General features: G+C 69.1%; 21 protein-coding genes and 1 tRNA gene. 13 read left to right on the top strand and 9 right to left on the bottom strand.

Features of this window, described 5'->3' with window-relative positions; all coding sequences use genetic code 11:
- Nucleotides 1-80: 80 nt before the first annotated feature.
- Complete coding sequence (locus ABH933_RS05430; protein ID WP_429418126.1) at nucleotides 81-878, top strand: SAM-dependent methyltransferase; 798 nt, start codon at nucleotides 81-83, stop codon at nucleotides 876-878.
- A 109-nt stretch (nucleotides 879-987) separates the two neighbouring features.
- On the opposite strand, the gene ABH933_RS05425 is transcribed toward ABH933_RS05430, so the two are convergent.
- Complete coding sequence (locus ABH933_RS05425) at nucleotides 988-1359, bottom strand: hypothetical protein (RefSeq protein WP_429418125.1); 372 nt, start codon at nucleotides 1357-1359, stop codon at nucleotides 988-990.
- Nucleotides 1360-1553: 194 nt separating this feature from the next.
- Between ABH933_RS05425 and ABH933_RS05420 the strand changes: the two genes are divergently transcribed.
- The 6 genes from ABH933_RS05420 (at nucleotide 1554) to ABH933_RS05395 (ending at nucleotide 9370) form a co-directional block, all read left to right on the top strand.
- The gene (locus ABH933_RS05420) at nucleotides 1554-2696 is read left to right on the top strand and encodes a DNA cytosine methyltransferase (RefSeq protein ID WP_429419179.1); all 1143 of its coding nucleotides are present in this window, start codon (nucleotides 1554-1556) and stop codon (nucleotides 2694-2696) included.
- 360 nt (nucleotides 2697-3056) lie between these two features.
- A complete protein-coding gene (locus tag ABH933_RS05415; protein WP_429418123.1) occupies nucleotides 3057-3524 on the top strand; it encodes a very short patch repair endonuclease in 468 nt (155 codons plus the stop codon).
- Between the two features lie 145 nt (nucleotides 3525-3669).
- Nucleotides 3670-4470 carry a DUF998 domain-containing protein gene (locus ABH933_RS05410; protein WP_429418121.1) on the top strand — a complete coding sequence of 267 codons (801 nt, stop codon included), beginning with the start codon at nucleotides 3670-3672 and terminating at the stop codon, nucleotides 4468-4470.
- A gap of 208 nt (nucleotides 4471-4678) precedes the next feature.
- Nucleotides 4679-6553, top strand: a complete 1875-nt coding sequence (locus ABH933_RS05405) for an ABC transporter ATP-binding protein (RefSeq protein ID WP_429454920.1) — start codon at nucleotides 4679-4681, stop codon at nucleotides 6551-6553.
- 42 nt (nucleotides 6554-6595) lie between these two features.
- Complete coding sequence (locus ABH933_RS05400; protein WP_429418117.1) at nucleotides 6596-8584, top strand: ABC transporter ATP-binding protein; 1989 nt, start codon at nucleotides 6596-6598, stop codon at nucleotides 8582-8584.
- A 186-nt stretch (nucleotides 8585-8770) separates the two neighbouring features.
- Entirely contained in the window at nucleotides 8771-9370 is a 600-nt protein-coding gene (locus ABH933_RS05395) for a putative glycolipid-binding domain-containing protein (protein WP_429419177.1), read from the top strand.
- A gap of 326 nt (nucleotides 9371-9696) precedes the next feature.
- Here the strand turns inward: ABH933_RS05395 and ABH933_RS05390 are convergent, their stop codons facing one another.
- Nucleotides 9697-10647 carry a prephenate dehydrogenase gene (locus ABH933_RS05390; RefSeq protein WP_308166239.1) on the bottom strand — a complete coding sequence of 317 codons (951 nt, stop codon included), beginning with the start codon at nucleotides 10645-10647 and terminating at the stop codon, nucleotides 9697-9699.
- 58 nt (nucleotides 10648-10705) lie between these two features.
- Between ABH933_RS05390 and ABH933_RS05385 the strand changes: the two genes are divergently transcribed.
- The 3 genes from ABH933_RS05385 to ABH933_RS05375 all read left to right on the top strand — a co-directional run bounded on the left by ABH933_RS05385 (nucleotide 10706) and on the right by ABH933_RS05375 (nucleotide 11856).
- The gene (locus ABH933_RS05385) at nucleotides 10706-11245 is read left to right on the top strand and encodes a tRNA adenosine deaminase-associated protein (protein WP_429418114.1); all 540 of its coding nucleotides are present in this window, start codon (nucleotides 10706-10708) and stop codon (nucleotides 11243-11245) included.
- A 32-nt stretch (nucleotides 11246-11277) separates the two neighbouring features.
- Complete coding sequence (locus tag ABH933_RS05380; protein WP_429419175.1) at nucleotides 11278-11715, top strand: nucleoside deaminase; 438 nt, start codon at nucleotides 11278-11280, stop codon at nucleotides 11713-11715.
- Between the two features lie 53 nt (nucleotides 11716-11768).
- Nucleotides 11769-11856 (top strand) — tRNA-Ser (locus ABH933_RS05375).
- A gap of 56 nt (nucleotides 11857-11912) precedes the next feature.
- On the opposite strand, the gene ABH933_RS05370 is transcribed toward ABH933_RS05375, so the two are convergent.
- Complete coding sequence (locus ABH933_RS05370; RefSeq protein WP_429419173.1) at nucleotides 11913-13157, bottom strand: amidohydrolase; 1245 nt, start codon at nucleotides 13155-13157, stop codon at nucleotides 11913-11915.
- 168 nt (nucleotides 13158-13325) lie between these two features.
- Nucleotides 13326-13505 carry a DUF6374 family protein gene (locus ABH933_RS05365; RefSeq protein ID WP_215915186.1) on the bottom strand — a complete coding sequence of 60 codons (180 nt, stop codon included), beginning with the start codon at nucleotides 13503-13505 and terminating at the stop codon, nucleotides 13326-13328.
- A 225-nt stretch (nucleotides 13506-13730) separates the two neighbouring features.
- Between ABH933_RS05365 and ABH933_RS05360 the strand changes: the two genes are divergently transcribed.
- Nucleotides 13731-14162, top strand: a complete 432-nt coding sequence (locus ABH933_RS05360; RefSeq protein WP_429418112.1) for a PPOX class F420-dependent oxidoreductase — start codon at nucleotides 13731-13733, stop codon at nucleotides 14160-14162.
- Nucleotides 14163-14322: 160 nt separating this feature from the next.
- Here the strand turns inward: ABH933_RS05360 and ABH933_RS05355 are convergent, their stop codons facing one another.
- The 3 genes from ABH933_RS05355 to ABH933_RS05345 are packed head-to-tail and all read right to left on the bottom strand — an operon-like array spanning nucleotide 14323 to nucleotide 16412.
- Nucleotides 14323-15468, bottom strand: coding sequence for an RNA polymerase sigma factor (locus tag ABH933_RS05355; RefSeq protein ID WP_429418110.1), 1146 nt, complete (start codon nucleotides 15466-15468; stop codon nucleotides 14323-14325).
- Nucleotides 15465-15872, bottom strand: coding sequence for a YciI family protein (locus ABH933_RS05350; protein WP_429418109.1), 408 nt, complete (start codon nucleotides 15870-15872; stop codon nucleotides 15465-15467). Before ABH933_RS05350 ends, ABH933_RS05355 begins: the two co-directional genes overlap by 4 nt.
- A gap of 42 nt (nucleotides 15873-15914) precedes the next feature.
- Nucleotides 15915-16412 carry a pyridoxamine 5'-phosphate oxidase family protein gene (locus tag ABH933_RS05345; protein ID WP_429418108.1) on the bottom strand — a complete coding sequence of 166 codons (498 nt, stop codon included), beginning with the start codon at nucleotides 16410-16412 and terminating at the stop codon, nucleotides 15915-15917.
- Between the two features lie 185 nt (nucleotides 16413-16597).
- Between ABH933_RS05345 and ABH933_RS05340 the strand changes: the two genes are divergently transcribed.
- Complete coding sequence (locus ABH933_RS05340; RefSeq protein ID WP_429418106.1) at nucleotides 16598-17533, top strand: LLM class F420-dependent oxidoreductase; 936 nt, start codon at nucleotides 16598-16600, stop codon at nucleotides 17531-17533.
- A 62-nt stretch (nucleotides 17534-17595) separates the two neighbouring features.
- On the opposite strand, the gene ABH933_RS05335 is transcribed toward ABH933_RS05340, so the two are convergent.
- Both ABH933_RS05335 and ABH933_RS05330 read right to left on the bottom strand, forming a co-directional pair.
- Nucleotides 17596-17865: a Txe/YoeB family addiction module toxin gene (locus ABH933_RS05335; RefSeq protein ID WP_429418104.1), complete on the bottom strand. Its 270-nt coding sequence runs from the start codon at nucleotides 17863-17865 to the stop codon at nucleotides 17596-17598.
- The gene (locus ABH933_RS05330) at nucleotides 17862-18164 is read right to left on the bottom strand and encodes a type II toxin-antitoxin system Phd/YefM family antitoxin (protein WP_429418102.1); all 303 of its coding nucleotides are present in this window, start codon (nucleotides 18162-18164) and stop codon (nucleotides 17862-17864) included. Before ABH933_RS05330 ends, ABH933_RS05335 begins: the two co-directional genes overlap by 4 nt.
- Before the next feature lie 179 nt (nucleotides 18165-18343).
- On the opposite strand from ABH933_RS05330, the gene ABH933_RS05325 reads away from it, so the two are divergent.
- Nucleotides 18344-19021, top strand: a complete 678-nt coding sequence (locus ABH933_RS05325) for a DUF1345 domain-containing protein (protein ID WP_429418101.1) — start codon at nucleotides 18344-18346, stop codon at nucleotides 19019-19021.
- Nucleotides 19022-19037: the final 16 nt, after the last annotated feature.

Raw genomic sequence — 19037 nt, 5'->3', positions numbered from 1 at the left:
GTCACAGGGAGTATGGCCCGACCGAATGCTATCGCTCGCTCGTCGGCGTCGCCGCGAGCCGGGCTGCAAGGGGAACCGACATGTCCACCGAGCGCAAGACCGAGTTTCGAACAGATGTCCCACACTCCGCCAGGATCTGGAACTACTGGATGGGCGGTAAGGACAACTACGAAATCGACCAAGTGGTCGGTGATGCCAGCCTGGAAATCGATCCGGACATCGCCACCATGGCGATCGAAAGCCGCAAATTCCTCATCCGCGCGGTCACACTCCTGGCTCGCGAGGCCGGCATCACGCAGTTCCTGGATATCGGCACCGGCCTGCCGACCATGCGGAACACCCATGAAGCGGCCCAGGAGGTCGTGCCGGAGGCCAAGATCGTCTACGTCGATAACGATCCGCTGGTACTCGTTCACGCTCGCGCGCTGCTGATCAGCGCCACCGATGAGGGAGTCGCCGAGTATGTCGAGGCCGACTACCACGAGCCGGAAAAGATCATCGCCGCCGCCCGCGAGGTCCTGGATTTCGACCTGCCGATCGCGGTGATGTTCATGGGCGTGCTCGGCCACGCCCGGTCGTATGACGATCTACTTCGTATCGTCAACACGATGCTGGCCGCGGCGCCCAGCGGCAGTTACCTCGTGTATTGGGATGGCACCGACGACAGCGAGGCTTACGTGACGCTGTGTGAGGAATACACCAAATCCGGTGGCGTGCCGTATGTTCCGCGCACACAGCAGGAGCTGTCCGCGGTCTTCGAGGGCCTGGAGCTGCTCGACCCGGGCTTCGGGCCGATGGCAGAGTGGGGCATTCCAGCCGGACAGCTCGATCGGGTGCCCAAGATCGCCGCATACGGCGGCGTCGCCCGCAAGCCCTGATGTGCCGGCGCGCAGAGAGGCTGGATCACCGGTCAATCCGGCGGGCGTTGGCGCATGGCCCGACCCGGGAGCTGTCCCTCGGTACGGGCGATGTCCCACGTTCGGGTGATCAGGGTGCCGCGGTCGTCGATGTCGTTGGTGCGGAGGATGATTCCTGACATATCCCACCGAGGACCGAGGGTCTGTCCTGCTCGATACGGCAGGGGAAAATATCGGCCTGCTGGGTGAGCTCGCCGGCGAAGCCGTTCTGCGTGCCGAGCCAGTCCCGCTGCTCGGGGGTGAGATCGGCTGCGCACCGCGCTACGCTGAAATCTATTCTGGGGGTGGGTATTCGGAGGTCGACGAAGCGTGTGAGACCTTGGAGCCAGCGCACGTCGGTGGTGCGGTCCGGTGTCCCGTCCGCATCCACGAGCAGGGTGCGACGCCACAGTCCATGGCAGTGCGCCATGTGGACCGAGGTGCTCGATTCCGGGAGCGTCATGTGTCGGAACCTGCCTGTCGAGCCGGCACGGAATTCCGGGGTCCGGTGGCGTTCGTGAGTGAAGGGCGATACCGGCCCGGGCGAGTTGGTGGTAGGGCGTACCCGAGCGCTCGAGTAGTCTTGCTCACCCAGGCGCCGCTGCGCGCCGATCGGGGACACGGATGGGCGAGAGGGCTGGTGTGACGGGCGCGGGGATGGTCGGACTGTTCGCCGGGATCGGCGGACTGGAGCTCGGCCTGCGCGCACACGGGTGGCGGGCCGAGCTGCTGTGTGAGATCGATTCCGGTGCGCAGGCGGTGTTGTCGGCGCGCTTTCCCGATGTCGAGCTGCACTCCGATGTGACCAGGCTGCGCTCGCTGCCGTCCGGGACCGAGCTGGTGGCGGCGGGGTTTCCGTGCCAGGACCTGTCGCAGGCCGGACGGACGGCGGGCATTACCGGCTCGCGGTCGGGGCTGGTGGACGAGGTGTTCCGGCTGGTGCGCCGCCGGCGTGGCCCGCGCTGGCTGCTGATCGAGAATGTGCCGTTCATGCTGCAGCTGGGGCGTGGGCAGGCGATGCGGCACATCACCGCGGCGCTCGAGGACATGGGCTATACCTGGGCCTACCGGGTGGTGGACGCGCGCGCGTTCGGGCTGCCACAGCGGCGTCAGCGGGTGCTGATGCTGGCCTCGCGCACCGAGGACCCGCGCCCGGTGTTGTTCGGGTCCGATGCCGGTCCGCGCACCCTCGGGGATCCGGCGTGCGATCCGTGCGGTTTCTACTGGACCGAGGGGGTGCGCGGGCTGGGGTGGGCGGTCAATGCGGTGCCGACGCTGAAGGGTGGTTCGGGTCTGGGGATCGCCAGCCCGCCCGCCGTGCGGCTGCCCTCGGGCGAGATCGTGACGCCGGGCATCGCCGATGCCGAACGGCTGCAGGGCTTTTCGCGGGATTGGACCGCACCCGCGCTGGACGCGCCCGGCGTCCGGTCCGGACACCGCTGGAAACTCGTGGGCAATGCGGTGAGCGTGCGCATGGCGACCTGGGTGGCCGGGCGCCTGGCCCAGCGGGCCGACGATCCGGTCCCCGACGATGTGCCGCTGTCGGGCCACCGCTGGCCCATCGCCGCCTGGGGCCGGGACGGGCGGGCCTACCGGGTCGCGGTGTCGAGCTGGCCCGTGCACGAGCCGTACGAGGATCTGCGCTGGTTCCTGGAGGACGCCCGGCTGCTCTCCGCGCGCGCGACCGCGGGCTTCCTACGCCGCGCGGCCCGGGGCAGCCTGCGCTTCCCGCCGGGGTTCCTCGCCGATATGGAGGTCCATCTCCTGCGCATGGGAGGATTCCCGCAGGAGGCGGCGTGAGCGGAGCGAACCGTCGACACAGTGCGCATCGCGCATGCCGGAGCCGAGCGCCAGCGAGGTGCAGGAATGAGCGAGCGCGGCGAGCTACACAAAGTCCCAGGCAGACGTTGCTCATGCGGAGGAGCAGCGGTGGCGTGAGCAAGGGCATCGAGCGACTTGAAGACCCAGCCGAGCCCTCGCCGTGTCGGAGAGAAGCGGCAACATGAGAGAACTAGGCGAGCGGCAGAAGGTGCAGCCGGGCCCTCGCCTGCCGGAGCGAGGCGGCCGCATGAGCATGGGCTCTGGGCGAGCAGAAAGCGCAGCCGAGTCAGGGCCGGAGCATAAACACGCAGGCCCGGCGCTCGTGCGTGGTGGGGCAGCATGAGCGCGAGTCGGCCGATCACCGATACCGCGACCAGCGCCCGGATGTCCCGCCAGCGCCGCACGGGTACCGCACCGGAGACCGCGCTGCGCCGTGAGCTACATCGGCGCGGCCGCCGGTACTTCGTCGACCGGGCCCCGCTGGCCGGGATGCGCCGCCGGGCGGACATCGTGTTCCCACGCCTGCGCGTGGCGGTCTACGTGGACGGTTGCTTCTGGCACTGCTGCCCGGAACATGCCACGTACCCGAAGAACAACGCGCAGTGGTGGGCGGAGAAGCTGGCGGGCAACGTCGCGCGGGACCGCGACACCGATGCTCGCCTCGCCGCCGCCGGGTGGACCGTGGTGCGGGTCTGGGAACACGAGGACGCGGTCGCGGCCGCCGATCGGGTACAGGCCGCGCTGAGTTTACCCACCCCGTCGACTCCGCAGGCTCCGTCGACCAGCCATCCCCGTTCGCGTCGATGACACATGTTGTCAGAGCAATAGGCGATGATTGAGGTACCGGCCGTTCGGTATGTGGCCGGCAGTGACGAGCCGACGAATCGAGGGCGAGGGCACCGGCGCGAGAACCACAACCGGAGCGTGTGACGACGCAAAGGGGGCGAGCGCGATGACATGGACCAAGCGGGCACTGGTGACGCCGAGCGGGCAGGTGTCGCGTTCCGCATTGCCCGTGCCGGAACGCGCCCGGCCGGTGGCGCGCGATCGTACCCGGGAGCTGCGGCTGTTCCTCGCGATCGCGATCGGCCTGGCCGGGATCTGCTACTCGTCGTGGTTACTGGAATTCGTGCTGCCGATCCGGGTGAACCCGGTGCGGACCTTCCTCAGCGAACTCGACGCGAGGGGTCGTCCGTACGCGTGGGTGTTCTCGGCCGCGGACACCGTGACCGGTGTGCTGGCGCTGGTGGCGGGCGTCGCGGGGCTGTACGCGTTCTCGCGGCGCCGGCTGTCCACGGCCGGATGGGCGGCGCTCGCGGTCTTCGGCGCGTCGACGATCGCCGACGCGCGGTTGCCGCTGCGCACGTGCAGGCCGGATCCGTGCACCCCGTCGCATAACGGGCTGTTCCCGCAGTTACATCAGATTCACGCGCTGACCAGCACGGTGGCGGTGACGGCGGTCTTCGTCGCGATGATCGCGTTCAGCGCGGCCGCGTTCCGGTACCGGCGCTGGCCGATACTGCGGCACAGCGGGCTGTGGATCTTGATCGGAGGGTCCGCGGTGACGAGCTGGATGCTGATCGCGGACAATTTGGCGGGCAACTATGCCCTCGGCATCGCACAGCGCATTCAGATCGGGGCGATCTCGCTGTGGCTGGTCGCGCTGGCCGTGCAGATCGTCGTGGCCGAGCGGGTCGTCAGCGGCGCCGGGCGCGCACGGCCACCAGCGAGCGCGGGGCCGAGGAGGCCATGAAGCCGGATGCGGCCATCGTGACCAATAGCGCCATCATGACGGCGAGGGTGAGGACTTCGCTGACTGTGTTCATGGCTCCACGGTCGCAGCCGCGCCTGTAAGCGGTCCGTGCGAAACATGGGTAAACCCTGAGAGTTTCCGCCGAGCCGAAATTCAGTTGGCAGGACCGCGGGCGCCTGGCAGCCTGAACTCTCATACCCCGGTGCGTATGACCATGTCCCGCCGTGGCGTGGAAACCACTCTGCCGACGAAGGGGAAAGTCTTGTCTGTTGTCGTGGTCCATTCCTCGGCCGAGGCGGATGTCCGGCCCGGATCGGTTGTGCCGAACCATGATTCGCCACGGGGGCCGCTGTGGCGCCTGTGGTCCGAACTCCGCTGGTACCGGCCCGTGCTGTTCGGCGGTGCGGCACTGTCCGCGATCGGGATGCTGTCCGACATCCTGCTGCCGGTGATCACCGCGCGGATCGTGGACGGACCCGTCGCCCGCCGCGACTTCGGTGCGATCTGGCAGCCGCTGCTGGTGGTGACCGTCCTGGCCGCGGTGAGCACCGCGACGTCCTGGGCGCGGCGCTGGATGGTCGGGCGTCCCGCCAGCCGGATCGAGGTCGAACTGCGCGCGAAACTCTTTGCGCGCCTGCAGGTGCTGGCGGTCGGGGTCCATGACGGGATGGAATCGGGCCAGCTGACCTCGCGCGCGATCACCGACATGTCCACGCTGCGAAGATTTTTCGCCAATGCCGCGCCCTCGCTGATGTCGCTGAGCGCCACGCTGTGGATCGGGATCGGCCTGCTGTTCGTGTTCAGCTGGCAGATCGGTCTGGTGGAGCTGGTCATCGCGGTGCCGCTGGCGCTGCTGGCGCTGTGGTTCGAGCAGCGGTACGGGCGCGCATCGCGGGCCGCCCAGGACAAGTCCGGGGATCTGGCCACCCTGGTGGAGGAGTCCGCGCAGGGCATCCGGGTACTCAAGGCCTTCGGGCGCGGCCCGTGGTTCGGCGAGCGGTTCCGGGGCGAATCGCTTGCGCTGCGCCACCTCGAGCTGGCCAAGGTGCGGCTGGAGGCCCGGCTGTGGTCGTCGCTGAACGCGCTGTCGATGCTGGGGATCGCGGCCGCGCTGGCCATCGGCGGCTATCTGCTTGCCCGGCACGCGATGTCGCTGGGCACGCTGATCGCGGGCATCACGCTTACCACCTATCTGCAGTGGCCGATCATGGGTATGGGTTTTCTGCTCGCGGAGCTGAACCACGCGCGCACCGCCGCCGAGCGGTACTGGGAGGTGATCGACACCCCGGTCGACATCGCCGATCCGGGGCGGCCCGAGCCGCGCCCGGAGGCGCTGCGCGGCGAATTGTGGTTCGACGACGTGATATTCGGCTTCCCCGACGGTAAAATCGAGCTGCTGCGGCATATTTCGCTGCGCATCCGGCCCGGTGAGACCGTCGCCGTGGTCGGCGCGACCGGCAGCGGCAAGTCGGCACTGCTGGGGCTGGTGCCGCGGCTGTTCGATGTTCGCTCCGGTGCGGTGCGCATCGACGGGATCGATATCCGGGCGCTGCGCCTGGCCGACCTGCGGTCCATGGTGTCGGTCGCCTTCGAGGATCCGGTGCTGTTCTCCGCGAGCGTGCGGGAGAACATCACCCTGGGCAGCCCGCGGGCCACGCCCGAGCAGATCGACGCGGCCCTCGAGGTGGTCTGTGCCACCGAATTCGTGGGCAACCTGCCGTGGGGGCTGCGCACTCGGATCGGGGAACAGGGGCTGAGCCTGTCCGGGGGCCAGCGGCAGCGTCTCGCGCTGGCCCGCGCGGTGCTGGATCGGCAGCGCGACGCGGGCGGCCACATCGTCGTTCTCGACGATCCGCTCTCGGCGCTGGACGTCTCGACCGAGCGGCTGGTGCAGCAGCGGCTGCGGGCTGCCCTGGCCGGCGCCACCGTGCTGCTGGTCGCCCACCGGCCCTCGACCGCCGCCTGGGCCGACCGGGTCGCGGTCCTGGACTCCGGCCGCATTATCGCGGTCGGCCCGCACGAACAGCTACTGGAGACCTGCCCGCGCTACCGCGAACTGATGGGGGGCGCGCCCGGCGAATGAGACCCGCGGCGCTGCTCACGAAGAACTGTTGAGGAGGTGAAGATGGTATCGGAAATCTCTGCCGCGCAATCGGATTCACGCGGCGGATCGGAGGGGATCGACACGGAGGACGAGGGTGCCCGCCTGCGCGGTCCGGATTCGCCTGCCGCCGTGCCGGATTCGTCCGACGCCGCCGCGAACAGTTGGCGTGGCGTCGCGGCGGAGGAGAACGACGATGCGGAGGTGGACGAGGAGGTCGACCTCGCCCTGGCCGCCCGATCGCGGCGGCTGCTGTGGTCGCTGGTGCGGCCGTATCGGATCTGGACGATGGCCGCGCTGGGGCTGATCGTGATCGACAACGCGGCCATCGTCGCGGTGCCGCTGTTCGTCGCGCGCGGGGTCGACGCGGGGGTGGGCGGCGCGCGGGCCGGGAACTGGGCGCCGCTGGCCGTCGCGGTGGGCGGCGTCACCGCCTGCGCGCTGTTGCTCGCGCTGACCACCTTCGTCTTCGTGCGCGTCTCGGGGCGGCTGAGCCAGCGGGTGCTGTTCGACCTGCGGGCGCGGATGTTCGCGCACGTGCAGCGCCTGTCGATCCAGTTCCACGAGAACTACACCTCGGGCAAGATCGTGGCCCGGCTCACCAGCGATCTCGAGTCCCTGCAGGATCTGCTGGAACGGGCCCTCAACGATGCACTCAGCGCGATCCTGTCGGTGCTGACCATCGCGGTCCTGCTGCTGTGGCTCGACATCCCGCTGGCGCTGGTGGTGCTGGCCGGATTCGTGCCGCTGGTGTACGTGACCCGCTGGGCGCAGCGGCGCCAGCGCGCGGACTACCGGCGTACTCGCGGCGCGATCGCGCAGGTCGTGGTGCATTTCGTGGAGGTCATGGGCGGTATCCGGGCGGTGCAGGCGTTCCGGCGCGAGGATCGCAATGCGGCCATTCTCGGGCAGGAAGATGCGGCCTACGGCAACGCCAACACCGGCGCGCTGCGCGGCATGGCGACCTACATCGGCCTGGCGCGGTTGATTCAGAACGTCACAACCGTGGTGGTACTGGTGGCCGGTGCGTGGCGGGTCATCCACGGGCACACCGAGATCGGCGTACTCGCTGCCTTCCTGCTGTATCTACGGCAGTTCTACGGCCCGGTGGACGAGCTGGCGCAGGTGTTCAACTCGTATCAGTCCGCGGCCGCGGCGCTGGAACGGGTATCCGGTGTGCTGGAGGAGGTTCCGACGGTGCCCGAACCGCGAACGGCGCACCCGATCGGTTCCGTGCGCGGCGAATTGCGTTTCGACAAGGTGTCTTTCGAGTATCCGGCGCGAAAGTCCCAGGGCGATGCGGCACAACCGGGACGCACCGGGAAAACGCCTGTGCTACCGCAATTCTCGCTGACCATTCCGCCGGGCCAGGTCGTGGCGCTGGTCGGTGCGACGGGCGCCGGGAAGTCCACACTGGCCAAGCTCGTGGCCCGCTTCTACGACCCGTCCGCGGGCAGCGTCCGGCTCGACGGCATCGACCTGCGCGAGATCGCCGATGCCGACCTGCGGCGCGCCGTCGCGATGGTGACCCAGGAGTCGTACCTCTTCTCCGGCTCGGTGGCCGACAACATCCGCCTGGGCAAGCCCGAGGCTACCGACGCCGAGATCCACGCTGCCGCACGGGCGGTCGGGTTCTACGACTTCGCGATGTCACTGCCGGACGGGTTCGGCACCGATGTGCGCAAGCGTGGCGGGCGGCTGTCCGCGGGACAGCGCCAGCTGGTCGCCTTCGCCCGGGTGTTCCTGGCCGATCCGGCGGTGATCGTGCTCGACGAGGCCACCTCGAGCCTCGACATCCCGGGCGAGCGGCAGGTGCAGCGCGCGCTCGAGACGGTGCTGCGCGATCGGACCGCGGTCATCATCGCCCACCGCCTGTCCACGGTCGCCATCGCGGACCGGGTGCTGGTGGTGGACGGCGGCCGCATCGTCCAGGACGGTCCGCCGCACGAATTGACATCCGGAACCGGGCACTTTGCCCGATTGCACAGCGCGTGGCAGGAGTCGCTGGTCTGACGTTGCCGACGCTTGCTGGTCCCGGCGGGCCGGGCCGCGACCGGGACCGGGTGCGGTCAGGGCAATTGTCGGCACGGCGCTCCCCGCCGCGCGGTTCGCCCGCGGGATGCCGCACTGCCCGGCCGGGACGTCGCCTACGGTAGAGGGGTGACGAATCCAGCCCAGGGCACCTCGCAAGCCGCCCCGGTGAACAACGGGGACGCGGACGCGGCGCCCCCGGCATCACGGTGGCCCGCGATTCTCACGTGGCGGGCGCACAACGGGTACCGCATGGAGTCCGCGCGGGTCGTCCTGACCGGCAACCGGATCCGCGCCTCCGGCCGGATCATCGCCGGCGAATGCGCGGACCACCCGGCCTTCAGCGCCTCGTACGACCTCACCACCGACGAGAACGGGATGACCAAGCGCCTGTCGCTACGCAGCACCGTCGCGGCGGGCGAGCGGCACGCCTCCATCGCGCGCGACGCGGAGAGCTACTGGCTCATCGATGCGGGCGGCACCCACGTGCGCTCGACCTTCGCCGGGGCGCTCGATGTGGACGTGGTGCTGAGCCCCTTCTTCAATACGCTGCCCATCCGCCGCCACGGGCTGGCCCATTCCAGCGGCGACGTCGAGGTGCCGGTGGTCTACGTCCGGCTGCCGGATCTGCTGGTGCAGGAGGCGAGCCTGACCTACTCGGCCGGCCCCGACGGTATTCACGTGCTGTCCCCGGTCTCGAGCGCGACAGTCACCGTGGATTCCGACGGAATTCTCCTCGACTACCCGGGCCTGGCCGAGCTGATCTGAAGGCGGGATCCCACGGCGGTTTCCGCCCGCGCGGACGCTGCATTCGGTGCGCAATCGCCAGACCAGGATTAGTCCAGCGCCCGGATCACCCCGTGGCGCTGCCCGACCGATCGGGGCCGCTCCAGCCACTTCGTGATCGCCCAGGCGAATGACCGTGATCTCCGAGCGTTGCAGCGTGTCGTAGCGCGTGCGTGCGCTGCCCGCCATTGGCCGGCCCGGATTTCAGTCCGGCGCGTAGGCCACTGGAACCGGCCCTCAATCGGCGGCTCGGGACCTTCAGTCCAGCGCCCGGCCGCTGGAACGGGCCCGCGATCGGCTGGACCGGATCAGTCCAGCGTGCGGATGACCCCGCCGCGTTGCCCGGCCTCCCGGAGTCGTTCCAGCCATTCGTGATCGCCCGGGCGAATACCGGTGATCTCCCAGCGTTGCAGCGTGTCGTAGCGCGCGCGTTCGCTGTACCCCGCGTCGACGAGCTCGCCGAGAACGCCGTCCGCGGCGAGGCTGTCCCGCGCGGCGCCCAGCAGGCGCAGGGTGTCGTCGAGCGCGTCGAGCAGGGCTTCGGCATTCGGCTCGCAGATGGCCCGGACCAGGTCTGCCGCGGTGGCCGCGACCCTGGTGCCGTCGCGGAACGATCCGGCCGCCAGCCCCAGGGCCAGATCGCCGCCGCCCGCTCCCGTCACCGCCAGGGCCTCTGCCAACACGTGCGGCAGGTGAGAGATGCGCGCCACGGCCCGGTCATGTTCGGCCGCGACAACCGGTACGAGGTAGGCGCCGCAGTCCAGCGCGAGGCGCGCCACCCGCGCCCATGCCTGCGCATGGGTGCCCGGATCCACCCCGATCGCCCATGCCGCGCCCTGGAAGAGCTCGGAAGTCGATGCGGCCCATCCGGATTCGGAGGTTCCCGCCATCGGGTGCCCGCCGACGTACCGCGCGCCGAGTTCGTTTTCGCCCACCGCCGCGGCCACCGGCGCCTTCACGCTCACCACATCGGTGAGGACGCAGCCCGGGGCGAAGAGCTTGATGTCCGACAGGATCGAATCGATGGCGGGCATCGGCACGCCGATCACGATCAGCGCGTCGTCCGCGGCGGCGCGGCGCAGCACCGTCTCGATATCGTCGGTGACGTCGAATCCGTCGGCCTGCGCGGCCTTGGCGCCCGCGGGGGATCGGTTGTATCCCCAGGCCTCATATCCGGCCCCGGCGGCGGCGCGCAGCACCGATCCGCCGATCAAACCCGTTCCCAGCACGCATATCGCGGATTTCCGGTCGAGGATCACCACACCAGATTCGCATACGACTTCAACATTTGTGCCGAAGCGGACTACCGTTGCGGCCATGGCAGCACAGCGCTCGGGCACGAATAGGGCGGCGTCGGACGATTACGACGACGTGGAGGGGTTCGCAGTGGCGGTTGTCCGCGAAGAAAGCACCTGGCGATGCACCCAGCTGAGCCCGGCCGCAATGGTGTCCCTGACCGATGCCGAGAACGAGTTGCGCGCGCTGCGCAGCACGGGCGCGGTGTTCGGGCTGCTGGATGTCGACGATGAATTCTTCATCGTGCTGCGGCCCGGCCCGACCGGTTCCCGCCTGCTCATTTCGGATGCCACCGCCGCTATCGATTACGACATCGCCGTGGACGTGCTGGAGGCATTGAACGTCGAGATTCCCGATATCGACCCCGACGAGCTCGACGACGTCGAGCCCTGGGAGGAGGGCGATCTCGGCGTGCTGTCCGATCTGGGCCTGCCCGAGCCGGTGCTGAGTGTCATCCTCGCCGAGACCGACCTGTACCCGGACGAGCAGCTCGGCATGATCGCGCAGCGCCTGGGTTTCGCCGGCGAATTCGCCGCGGTCCTGGACAAGCTGCCCCGCTGACGGTGCAATCCCGGGCCGCGGCCGACGAGGACATGATCCGCGCGGCCCTGTCTGCGGCGCGGGCGGCCGATCCGCGCGACGTTCCCGTCGGTGCGGTGGTGTTCGACGCCTCGGGCCGGGAGCTGGCGCGCGCCGCCAACGCCCGCGAGGCCCTGGGCGACCCCACCGCGCACGCCGAGGTGCTGGCGTTACGGGCCGCGGCCGCGGTGGTGGGCGACGGCTGGCGGCTCGAGGGCGTCACCCTCGCGGTGACCCTGGAACCGTGCACGATGTGCGCGGGCGCCCTGGTACTCGCGCGCGTGCAACGGCTGATCTTCGGGGCCTGGGAGCCCCGCACGGGTGCGGTCGGCTCGCTGTGGGACGTGGTGCGTGACCGTCGTCTCAATCATCGCCCCGAGGTCCGCGGCGGCATCCTCGAATCCGATTGTGCCGCAACGCTGGACGCCTTCTTCCGCACCCAGCGCCCGTGATTCCCTATCCAGGCGATTTCGGTTCCCCGCGGTATTCCGGTACAGTCACCTGCGGTGGCGTGTCCGAGCGGCCTAAGGAGCACGCCTCGAAAGCGTGTGAGGGGTAACCCCCCTCCGAGGGTTCAAATCCCTCCGCCACCGCTTCGGCCCCTGACCTGATATTCACCAGGTCAGGGGCCTTTTTCATGTCGCAGTGATCAGTTCGCCGGGCCGAGCCAGGTGAGGGCGGCGGTGGTCAGCGCGGCGACTCCGATGTCCAGGGTCGGCTCGATGACGGGGGCGAAGAACGGGGAGTGGTTGGCGGGGACGTCTTGGGCGAGCGTGCCCTTCTGCTGGGCGGCGGCGAAGGTTGCTGGGTCGGCGCCGCCGATGAACCAGTAGCACAGGGGTGCGCCCGAGGCCGTGGCGAAGACGCCGACGTCCTCGCTGCCGGTGGCCGGGCCGGGATCGATCACGTTGTCCGCGCCGAACTTCGAGCGCAGGGCCGCGGCGGTGCGGTCCACCGCGGCGGGGTCGTTGGTCATGATCGGGAACGTGGTGATCGGCTCGATATCGGGTTCGCGCTCGGCGCCGGACGCCTGCGCCTCGGCCCGGATGATGCGCCGCACCGCCGTCAGGACCCGCTCGCGGACCTCGGGTATGAAGGTGCGGGTGTTGATCTGCAGCTCGGCCTGGTCGGGGATGATGTTGTTCTGAGTGCCCGCCCGCATCGAGCCGACCGTCACGACCGCGGTGTCGCCGCCGGCGATCTCGCGCGAGACCACCGTCTGCAGCCGCAGGACCGTCGCGGCGGCCATGACCACCGGGTCGATGCTGCGCTCGGGCTGGGAACCGTGCCCGCCCCGGCCGTACAGGGTGACCTTCCAGGCGTCGGTGGCGGCCAGCGCCGCGCCGGCGTGCACGGCGAGCATTCCGGCGGGCAGCGGCATCACGTGCTGGCCGAGCACGACCTCGGGGGTGCCGAAGCGCGCGAAGAAATTGTCGTCGATCATGGCCTGCGCGCCCGCGCCGAGCTCCTCGTTGGGCTGGAAGACCGCGACCAGCGTGCCCGACCAGCTCGACGTGTCCTGCATGAGCATGCGCAGCGCGCCCAGCAGGCACGTGACGTGGACGTCGTGCCCGCACGCGTGCATGACCGGCGAGCCGCTGGTGGGATCGGTCGCGGTGGAGGCGTAGGGCAGGCCGGTCTGTTCGCGCACCGGCAGCGCGTCCATATCGGCGCGCAGCAGTACCGTGGGCCCGGGGCCGTTGGCCAGCCGCGCCACCACTCCGGTCCGGCCGACCCCCGTCGTCACCTCGTAGCCCAATGCCGTTGCGCGCCGGGCGATCTCGGCCGCGGTGCGATGCTCGGCGAATGCCAGCTCGGGATGCGCGTGCAGGTCCTTGTACAGCTCGGACAGGTCGTTGCGAATGGATGCGATATCGGTGTCGAGATCGGCGATCGTCACAGCGGGCTCCTCACTGTCGCGGGAACGAGCATCGACATGCGTCGCGCCCGTCGGCCGGGATCGCGGATCCGTCAGTGGTCCGGGTGCTGATGTGGGACGACGGCCGGAACCGCGAACATCACGCTAGAACCGTAGCGCGGGCGACCCGCGGTGACCACTGCGCTACCCCCGGCTCGCCTGGGCCAGCTCGGTGAAGATGCGCAGGCCCTCGGCGACCTTGCCGGACATGATGTTCAGCTGTTCGGGCTGGAGCGGAGAGCTGGTGGCGGCGGCGTCGGCGAGGTGATCGCGGACCTGCTCCAACCACAGCTGTGCGAAGTGGATGTGGCGATCGAGAGGCATGCCACACTCTACCGCAATTCGAACACAAGTTCGATAGAAGTTTCGGGGTGTCGCGCTCCGCGCTGTGGGCTCCTTGGCGCCGAGCGCCGCCTGCCGTTAGTATTGCCCCGGAACTCCAAATCCCGTGTCCGAGAAGGGCGTCGCAGATGGACACGGGACCCTGGTCGAACCAGGGAGGAGGTGGCGACAGGTTTCACTGTGTCCATCTACCCTTTTGGAGTCATCATGTCCTTCACCCCTGCCGAGATCGCCTACCTGTCGTCTCAACGGCTCGGCCGACTGGCGACCGTTCAGCCCATGGGCACTCTGCAAGTCAGCCCGGTCTGCTACACATTCGACCCTGCCACCGGTTGCTTCGACGTGGCCGGTATGAACATGGCCGCCAGCCGGAAATATCGCAACGTCGCCGACAACGGGCGGGTGGCCTTCGTCGTCGACGACCTCACCTCGACCGATCCCTGGCGAGTGCGCTGCGTCGAAATCCGCGGCCACGCCGAGGCGATCGTCGTGCCGTTCGAACCGGGAGACCGGCGCGGTGGAGACATCATTCGCATCCATCCGGAGCGGATCATCAGCTTCGGGATCGACGACGATCGTGAACCGGATCAACTCACCGTGCACACCCGCGACGCCGCCGAGAAGCCCGCACGCGTCTGAGCCGACGGCCGCGGATCACCGGAAGAACAACGGGCCGAACTCGTCCACCGATTCCTACGGGGTGCTCCCACACTCTGCAGTCCGATGCCTTGTCGTTCGTGGTGTCACGCCTCTGACCAGCTAGACCTCGACAGAGGGCGTCATGAGAGGGGCACGGGCGTCAGGGGCGCAATGACTGCCGCACCCGGGCGGCCTCGCGGGTGAGGTGGTCGCGCTCGGGGGCGGTGATGGCGGCCCGGGCCGCCTCGGCGTACAGGGCGGCGGCCTGCCCGAGGTCGCCGGTGCGTTCGACCAGGTAGGCGCGGACGGCGGTGTAGCGGGGCAGGTTCGGGTCGAGGTCGGTCAGGGCGGCCAGTCCGGCGTGGGGGCCGTCGGCCTCGCCTACCGCCACCGCGCGGTTCAGCCGCGCCACCGGACTGTCGGTGAGGTGCAGGAGTTCGTCGTACCACTCGACGATTTGGATCCAGTCGGTCTCGGCGGTGCTCGGGGCGTCCGCGTGCAGGGCGGCGATGGCGGCCTGGGCCTGGTATTCACCGAGTCGGTCGCGGGCCAGGGCGGTTCGGAGGATCGTCACGCCCTCAGTGATGAGGGTTGTGTCCCAACGGGTTCGGTCCTGCTCGGCGAGCGGTATCAGGCGTCCGCCCGGGCTGGTGCGGGACGCGCGACGAGCGTGATGCAGCAGCATCAGTGCGAGCAGGCCGGCGGCCTCGGGGTCGTCGGTCGCGGCGGCGAGCTGGCGGGTGAGGCGGATGGCCTCGGCCGCCAGGTCGATGTCGCCGCTGTAGCCCTCGTTGAAGACGAGGTAGAGCACGCGCAGCACCGTCGCGGGGTCGCCCGGCTGGTTGAGCGGCAGCCCGGCGATTCGCCGCTTGGCGCGGCTGATCCGTTGCGCCATGGTCGATTCGGGCACGAGATAGGCCGTCGCGATCTGGCGGGTGGTCAGGCCGCCGACGGCGCGCAGGGTCAGTGCGACGGCCGATGCGGGCGACAGACTGGGGTGTGCGCACAGGAAATACAGCCACAGCGAGTCGTCCGTGGCGGGCGCCGGGCCCGGCGGTGGTTCGATCTCCACGGCGAGTTCCCTACCGCGCCGGGATGTTTCGGCGCGGGCGGCATCGAGGAACTTGTGCCACGCGGCCGCGACGAGCCAGGCCTTGGGATCGCGTGGCGGATCCTGCGGCCAGCTCTCCAACGCGCGAATCATGGCCTCCTGCACGGCATCCTCGGCCGCGGCGAAGTCGACCCCGCGCCGCACCAGCACGCCGATCACCGCGGGCACGAGCTCCCGCAGCAGCGCCTCGTTCACTCGGTGACCGTGGGCGAGCCGGTCAGAAACGGGCGGACCTCCAGCCATTCGTGGATCGGCTTGCCGCCGGCCCCGGGCGCGGCCGACAGCTCACCGGCCACCTCCACCGCGCGGTCCCACGACTCCACGTCGATGATGTACCACCCGGCGATCAGGTCCTTGGTCTCGGCGAACGGCCCATCGGTGACCGGTGGCCGGCCCTCGCCGTCGTAGCGCACGAATGCGCCGCCGGGCGTCAGCGCCTGGGTGTCGACGAACTCGCCCCTCTCCTCCAGCCGGGTCGCGAAGTCGCGCATGAACCGCACGTGCGCGTCGACCTCGTCTGGTGTCCACTGGTCCATCGGCACGTCGTTGACCGGTGCCGGCGCGCCTCGGTAGTGCTTGAGCAACAGGTATTTCGCCACGATGTTCTCCCTCTGGTCGGTTGATGCCCATTCTGGCCGCGATCAGGCCCGCTGCCGCTCCGCACGCTGCCGGATCAGCTCCTCGACCGCGGTCGGCAGCGTCGTGTCGAAGTCGATGAGCTTGACCCACGTCGGGGTGATGACGATCCGCACCATGCCGTCGTACAGCGAGCGGACCTCGGCCTCCCACTCGACGCGCTGCTCCGGGGTCATCTGGTAGCTACCGTTCATCCGCAGGTACTCCTCGGGAATGCCGTCGACCGTGTCCAGCTCCGCGGTACCGCGGATGAGCAGGATCTTCGGCGGGTGCACCTCGGTGTCGATCGTCAGCGCGACCTGCGGGTTGTGCCGCACCGACGGCAGCTTCGGGGCGTTCTTCGTCGTGCACACGACGATCCGGGACCCGTTCCAGGTGAATCCGATCGGGATGTTGCGGGGCGTGCCGTCCTTGGCGACGTACGCCATGCGCAGCAGGTCGCGGGCCAGGAGTTCCTGGCTGTTCGGGAGGTTCAGGATCGCGGAGATCTCGTTCGGGTGCATGATGATCGCTCCTTCGTGGGGTCGTCTGGCCCGGTCGGCCGCTCGTACCCCTGGGACGGAGCCGCCCGAGCATTCTCGACATTCACGATGTGGGAAGTTGGGGATTTTTTCCGGACCCGAACCGTCGCGGAAAACTCGGCGGGCGTATCCGATGCCCGGTGACAGGCGGCGGTACGTTGGAGCCCGTGGAACTACGGATCTTCACCGAACCCCAGCAAGGCGCAACCTACGACGATCTGCTGCGGGTCGCCAGGAAGACCGAGGAGGCGGGCTTCGACGCGTTCTTCCGGTCCGATCACTTCCTGAAGATGGGCGGGGTGTCCGGGCTGCCGGGGCCCACCGACGCGTGGATCACCCTCGCGGGTCTGGCCCGCGAGACGTCCCGGATCAGGCTGGGCACCATGGTCACCGCGGCCACCTTCCGGCACCCGTCGGTGCTCGCGATCTCGGTGGCTCAGGTCGACCAGATGTCCGGTGGCCGTGTGGAATTCGGCTTCGGCGCGGGCTGGTTCGCCGATGAGCACACCGCCTACGGCATCGAGCTGCCCGACCTGAAGGAGCGGTTCGATCGGTACGCCGAGCAGCTCGAGGTCATCACCGGCCTGTGGGAAACCCCCGAGGGCGGCAGCTTCGATTACGCGGGTAGGCACTACCGCCTCGAGAACGCCCCGGCGTTGCCCAAGCCCGCGCAGCGCCCGCGCCCGCCGGTGATCATCGGCGGCGCGGGCAAGAAGCGCACCCCCGAGCTCGCCGCGCGCTTCGCCCAGGAGTTCAACGTCCCGATGAGCGACAATGCCACGGCCGCAGCGCAATTCGAGCGCGTGGACGCCGCGGCCCGCGCCATCGGGCGCGAGCCCAAGGAGATCGTCCGCTCCATGGTGCACGTGGTGTGCGTCGGCCGCGACGAGGCCGAGCTGACCCGCCGCGCCGCCGCCATCGGCCGCGAGCTGACCGAGCTGCGCACCAACGGCCTGGCCGGCACCCCCGCCGAGGTCGTCGACAAGATCGGCCGCATCCGCGAGGAGACCGGCACCTCCCGGCTGTACCTGCAGGTCCTGGATCTGTCGGACCTGGACCATCTGGACCTGATCGCCGCCGAGATCGCGCCGCAGCTGGGCTGATTCGCCCCCGAAGCAAACCTCGGCCCGGCCGAAGGCGGCCGGGCCGAGGAGGAATCGCGGCGTCAGTCGTCGTAGTGGCCGCGGCAGGCGATGACGGTGACTGCGTCGTCATCCGCGTGATAGACGATGCGATGTTCATTGTCGATCCGCCGCGACCACCAACCGGACAGATTCTGCTTCAGAGGTTCGGGCTTGCCGATGCCGTCAGCATTGCCTCGTCGTCGTATGTCCTCGATCAAAAGGTTGATGCGCCGCAGCAGTTTTCGATCGTTGAGCTGCCAGTAGCGGTAGTCTTCCCAACCGTTGGAATCGAAAATGACCTTCGGGCTCACTCGTCGTCCTCGTCGTCCACCTCGATGAGCTCATGAGATTCGGTGCGTCCCGCCTTGACGGCCTCGACGCTCTCGAGGAGTCGCCGCGCCATCTTAGGGCTGGACATCAGGTAGGCGGTCTCCTTCAGTGAGCTGTACTCAGCCAGGCTGATGACGACTGCGGCCTCCTTACCGCCGGAGCGGGTGATGATGACTTCGTCGTGGTCTTCGGTGGCGGCGTCCAGTACTTCCGCAAAATTGTTGCGGGCATCGGTGGCGTGCATGGCGCGCATCATGAACTCCTCTATGTCTGCCCCCATGCTAGCGATTATATACGTGATTTCGTACGTAATTACGTGCTTGCTGCTCCGATTGACATGATCTCCGCCGGGTCGCGTCGTGACCGGGCTGAACTCCGACGCGAGCCCCACGCTCGGGCGGTGCCGGGCCGCGGTGCGCCCGCCCTCCGGGGAGCATGCGGTGGGTGAATACTGGCGCGATGAGCGAGGACACCGATTCGGTTCCGGCCTGGGCGCGGCGCAGCGCGGGCGAGTCTCGGCTGGCCGCGACCGTTGCCGTGCTCGCCGTCATCGCGTTGCAGTGGGTGTTGCCGGATCGGCTCACGGTGCGCCCGGCGGCCCTGATCCCCGGACTCGCCCTGATTCTGTTGGTCGTGCTGATCGTGGCGAATCCGGTCCGCATCGACCGCGAGGCGCAGTGGTTGCGCTGGGCCAGCCTGGCGCTCTCGGGGCTGCTCGGCGTCGCGACCGCGTGGTCGGTTGATCGTCTGGTCGCTGGCCTCATCGACGGGCAGTTGAGCAACAGCCCCGGGGTGTTGCTCTCCTCCGGAGCGGGGGTCTGGGCGACCAACGTGCTGGTCTTCGCGCTCTGGTATTGGGAATTCGACCGGGGTGGCCCGGCCGCCCGCGCCCACGGTCGCAAGAAGCACCCCGATCTGCTGTTTCCGCAGATGCAGCTGGGAAAGCTGGTCGACAGGGAGTGGGAACCGCAGTTCGTCGACTACTTCTATCTGGCCTTCACCAACGCGACGGCGTTCAGCCCGACCGACGTCATGCCGCTGTCCCGCTGGGCGAAGGTGATGATGACCGTGGAGGCCGCAATCTCCTTCGTGACAGGGATTTTGGTCATCGCCCGCGCGGTGAACGTCCTGAAATAAGACTGGGCCCCAACCG

Source organism: Nocardia sp. GP40, from assembly GCF_050434125.1.
Classification (GTDB): Bacteria; Actinomycetota; Actinomycetes; order Mycobacteriales; family Mycobacteriaceae; genus Nocardia; species Nocardia albiluteola.
Note: the sequence above shows the minus strand (reverse complement) of the source record. Positions and strands in the feature narration are given on the sequence as shown.

Coding starts and splice junctions, on each gene's coding strand:
- ABH933_RS05430 (WP_429418126.1), top strand. CDS start 81: ATGTCCACCGAGCGCAAGACCGAGTTTCGAACAGATGTCCCACACTCC.
- ABH933_RS05425 (WP_429418125.1), bottom strand. CDS start 1,359: ATGACGCTCCCGGAATCGAGCACCTCGGTCCACATGGCGCACTGCCAT.
- ABH933_RS05420 (WP_429419179.1), top strand. CDS start 1,554: ATGGTCGGACTGTTCGCCGGGATCGGCGGACTGGAGCTCGGCCTGCGC.
- ABH933_RS05415 (WP_429418123.1), top strand. CDS start 3,057: ATGAGCGCGAGTCGGCCGATCACCGATACCGCGACCAGCGCCCGGATG.
- ABH933_RS05410 (WP_429418121.1), top strand. CDS start 3,670: ATGACATGGACCAAGCGGGCACTGGTGACGCCGAGCGGGCAGGTGTCG.
- ABH933_RS05405 (WP_429454920.1), top strand. CDS start 4,679: ATGACCATGTCCCGCCGTGGCGTGGAAACCACTCTGCCGACGAAGGGG.
- ABH933_RS05400 (WP_429418117.1), top strand. CDS start 6,596: ATGGTATCGGAAATCTCTGCCGCGCAATCGGATTCACGCGGCGGATCG.
- ABH933_RS05385 (WP_429418114.1), top strand. CDS start 10,706: ATGGCAGCACAGCGCTCGGGCACGAATAGGGCGGCGTCGGACGATTAC.
- ABH933_RS05380 (WP_429419175.1), top strand. CDS start 11,278: ATGATCCGCGCGGCCCTGTCTGCGGCGCGGGCGGCCGATCCGCGCGAC.
- ABH933_RS05365 (WP_215915186.1), bottom strand. CDS start 13,505: ATGCCTCTCGATCGCCACATCCACTTCGCACAGCTGTGGTTGGAGCAG.
- ABH933_RS05360 (WP_429418112.1), top strand. CDS start 13,731: ATGTCCTTCACCCCTGCCGAGATCGCCTACCTGTCGTCTCAACGGCTC.
- ABH933_RS05345 (WP_429418108.1), bottom strand. CDS start 16,412: ATGCACCCGAACGAGATCTCCGCGATCCTGAACCTCCCGAACAGCCAG.
- ABH933_RS05330 (WP_429418102.1), bottom strand. CDS start 18,164: ATGGGGGCAGACATAGAGGAGTTCATGATGCGCGCCATGCACGCCACC.
- ABH933_RS05325 (WP_429418101.1), top strand. CDS start 18,344: ATGAGCGAGGACACCGATTCGGTTCCGGCCTGGGCGCGGCGCAGCGCG.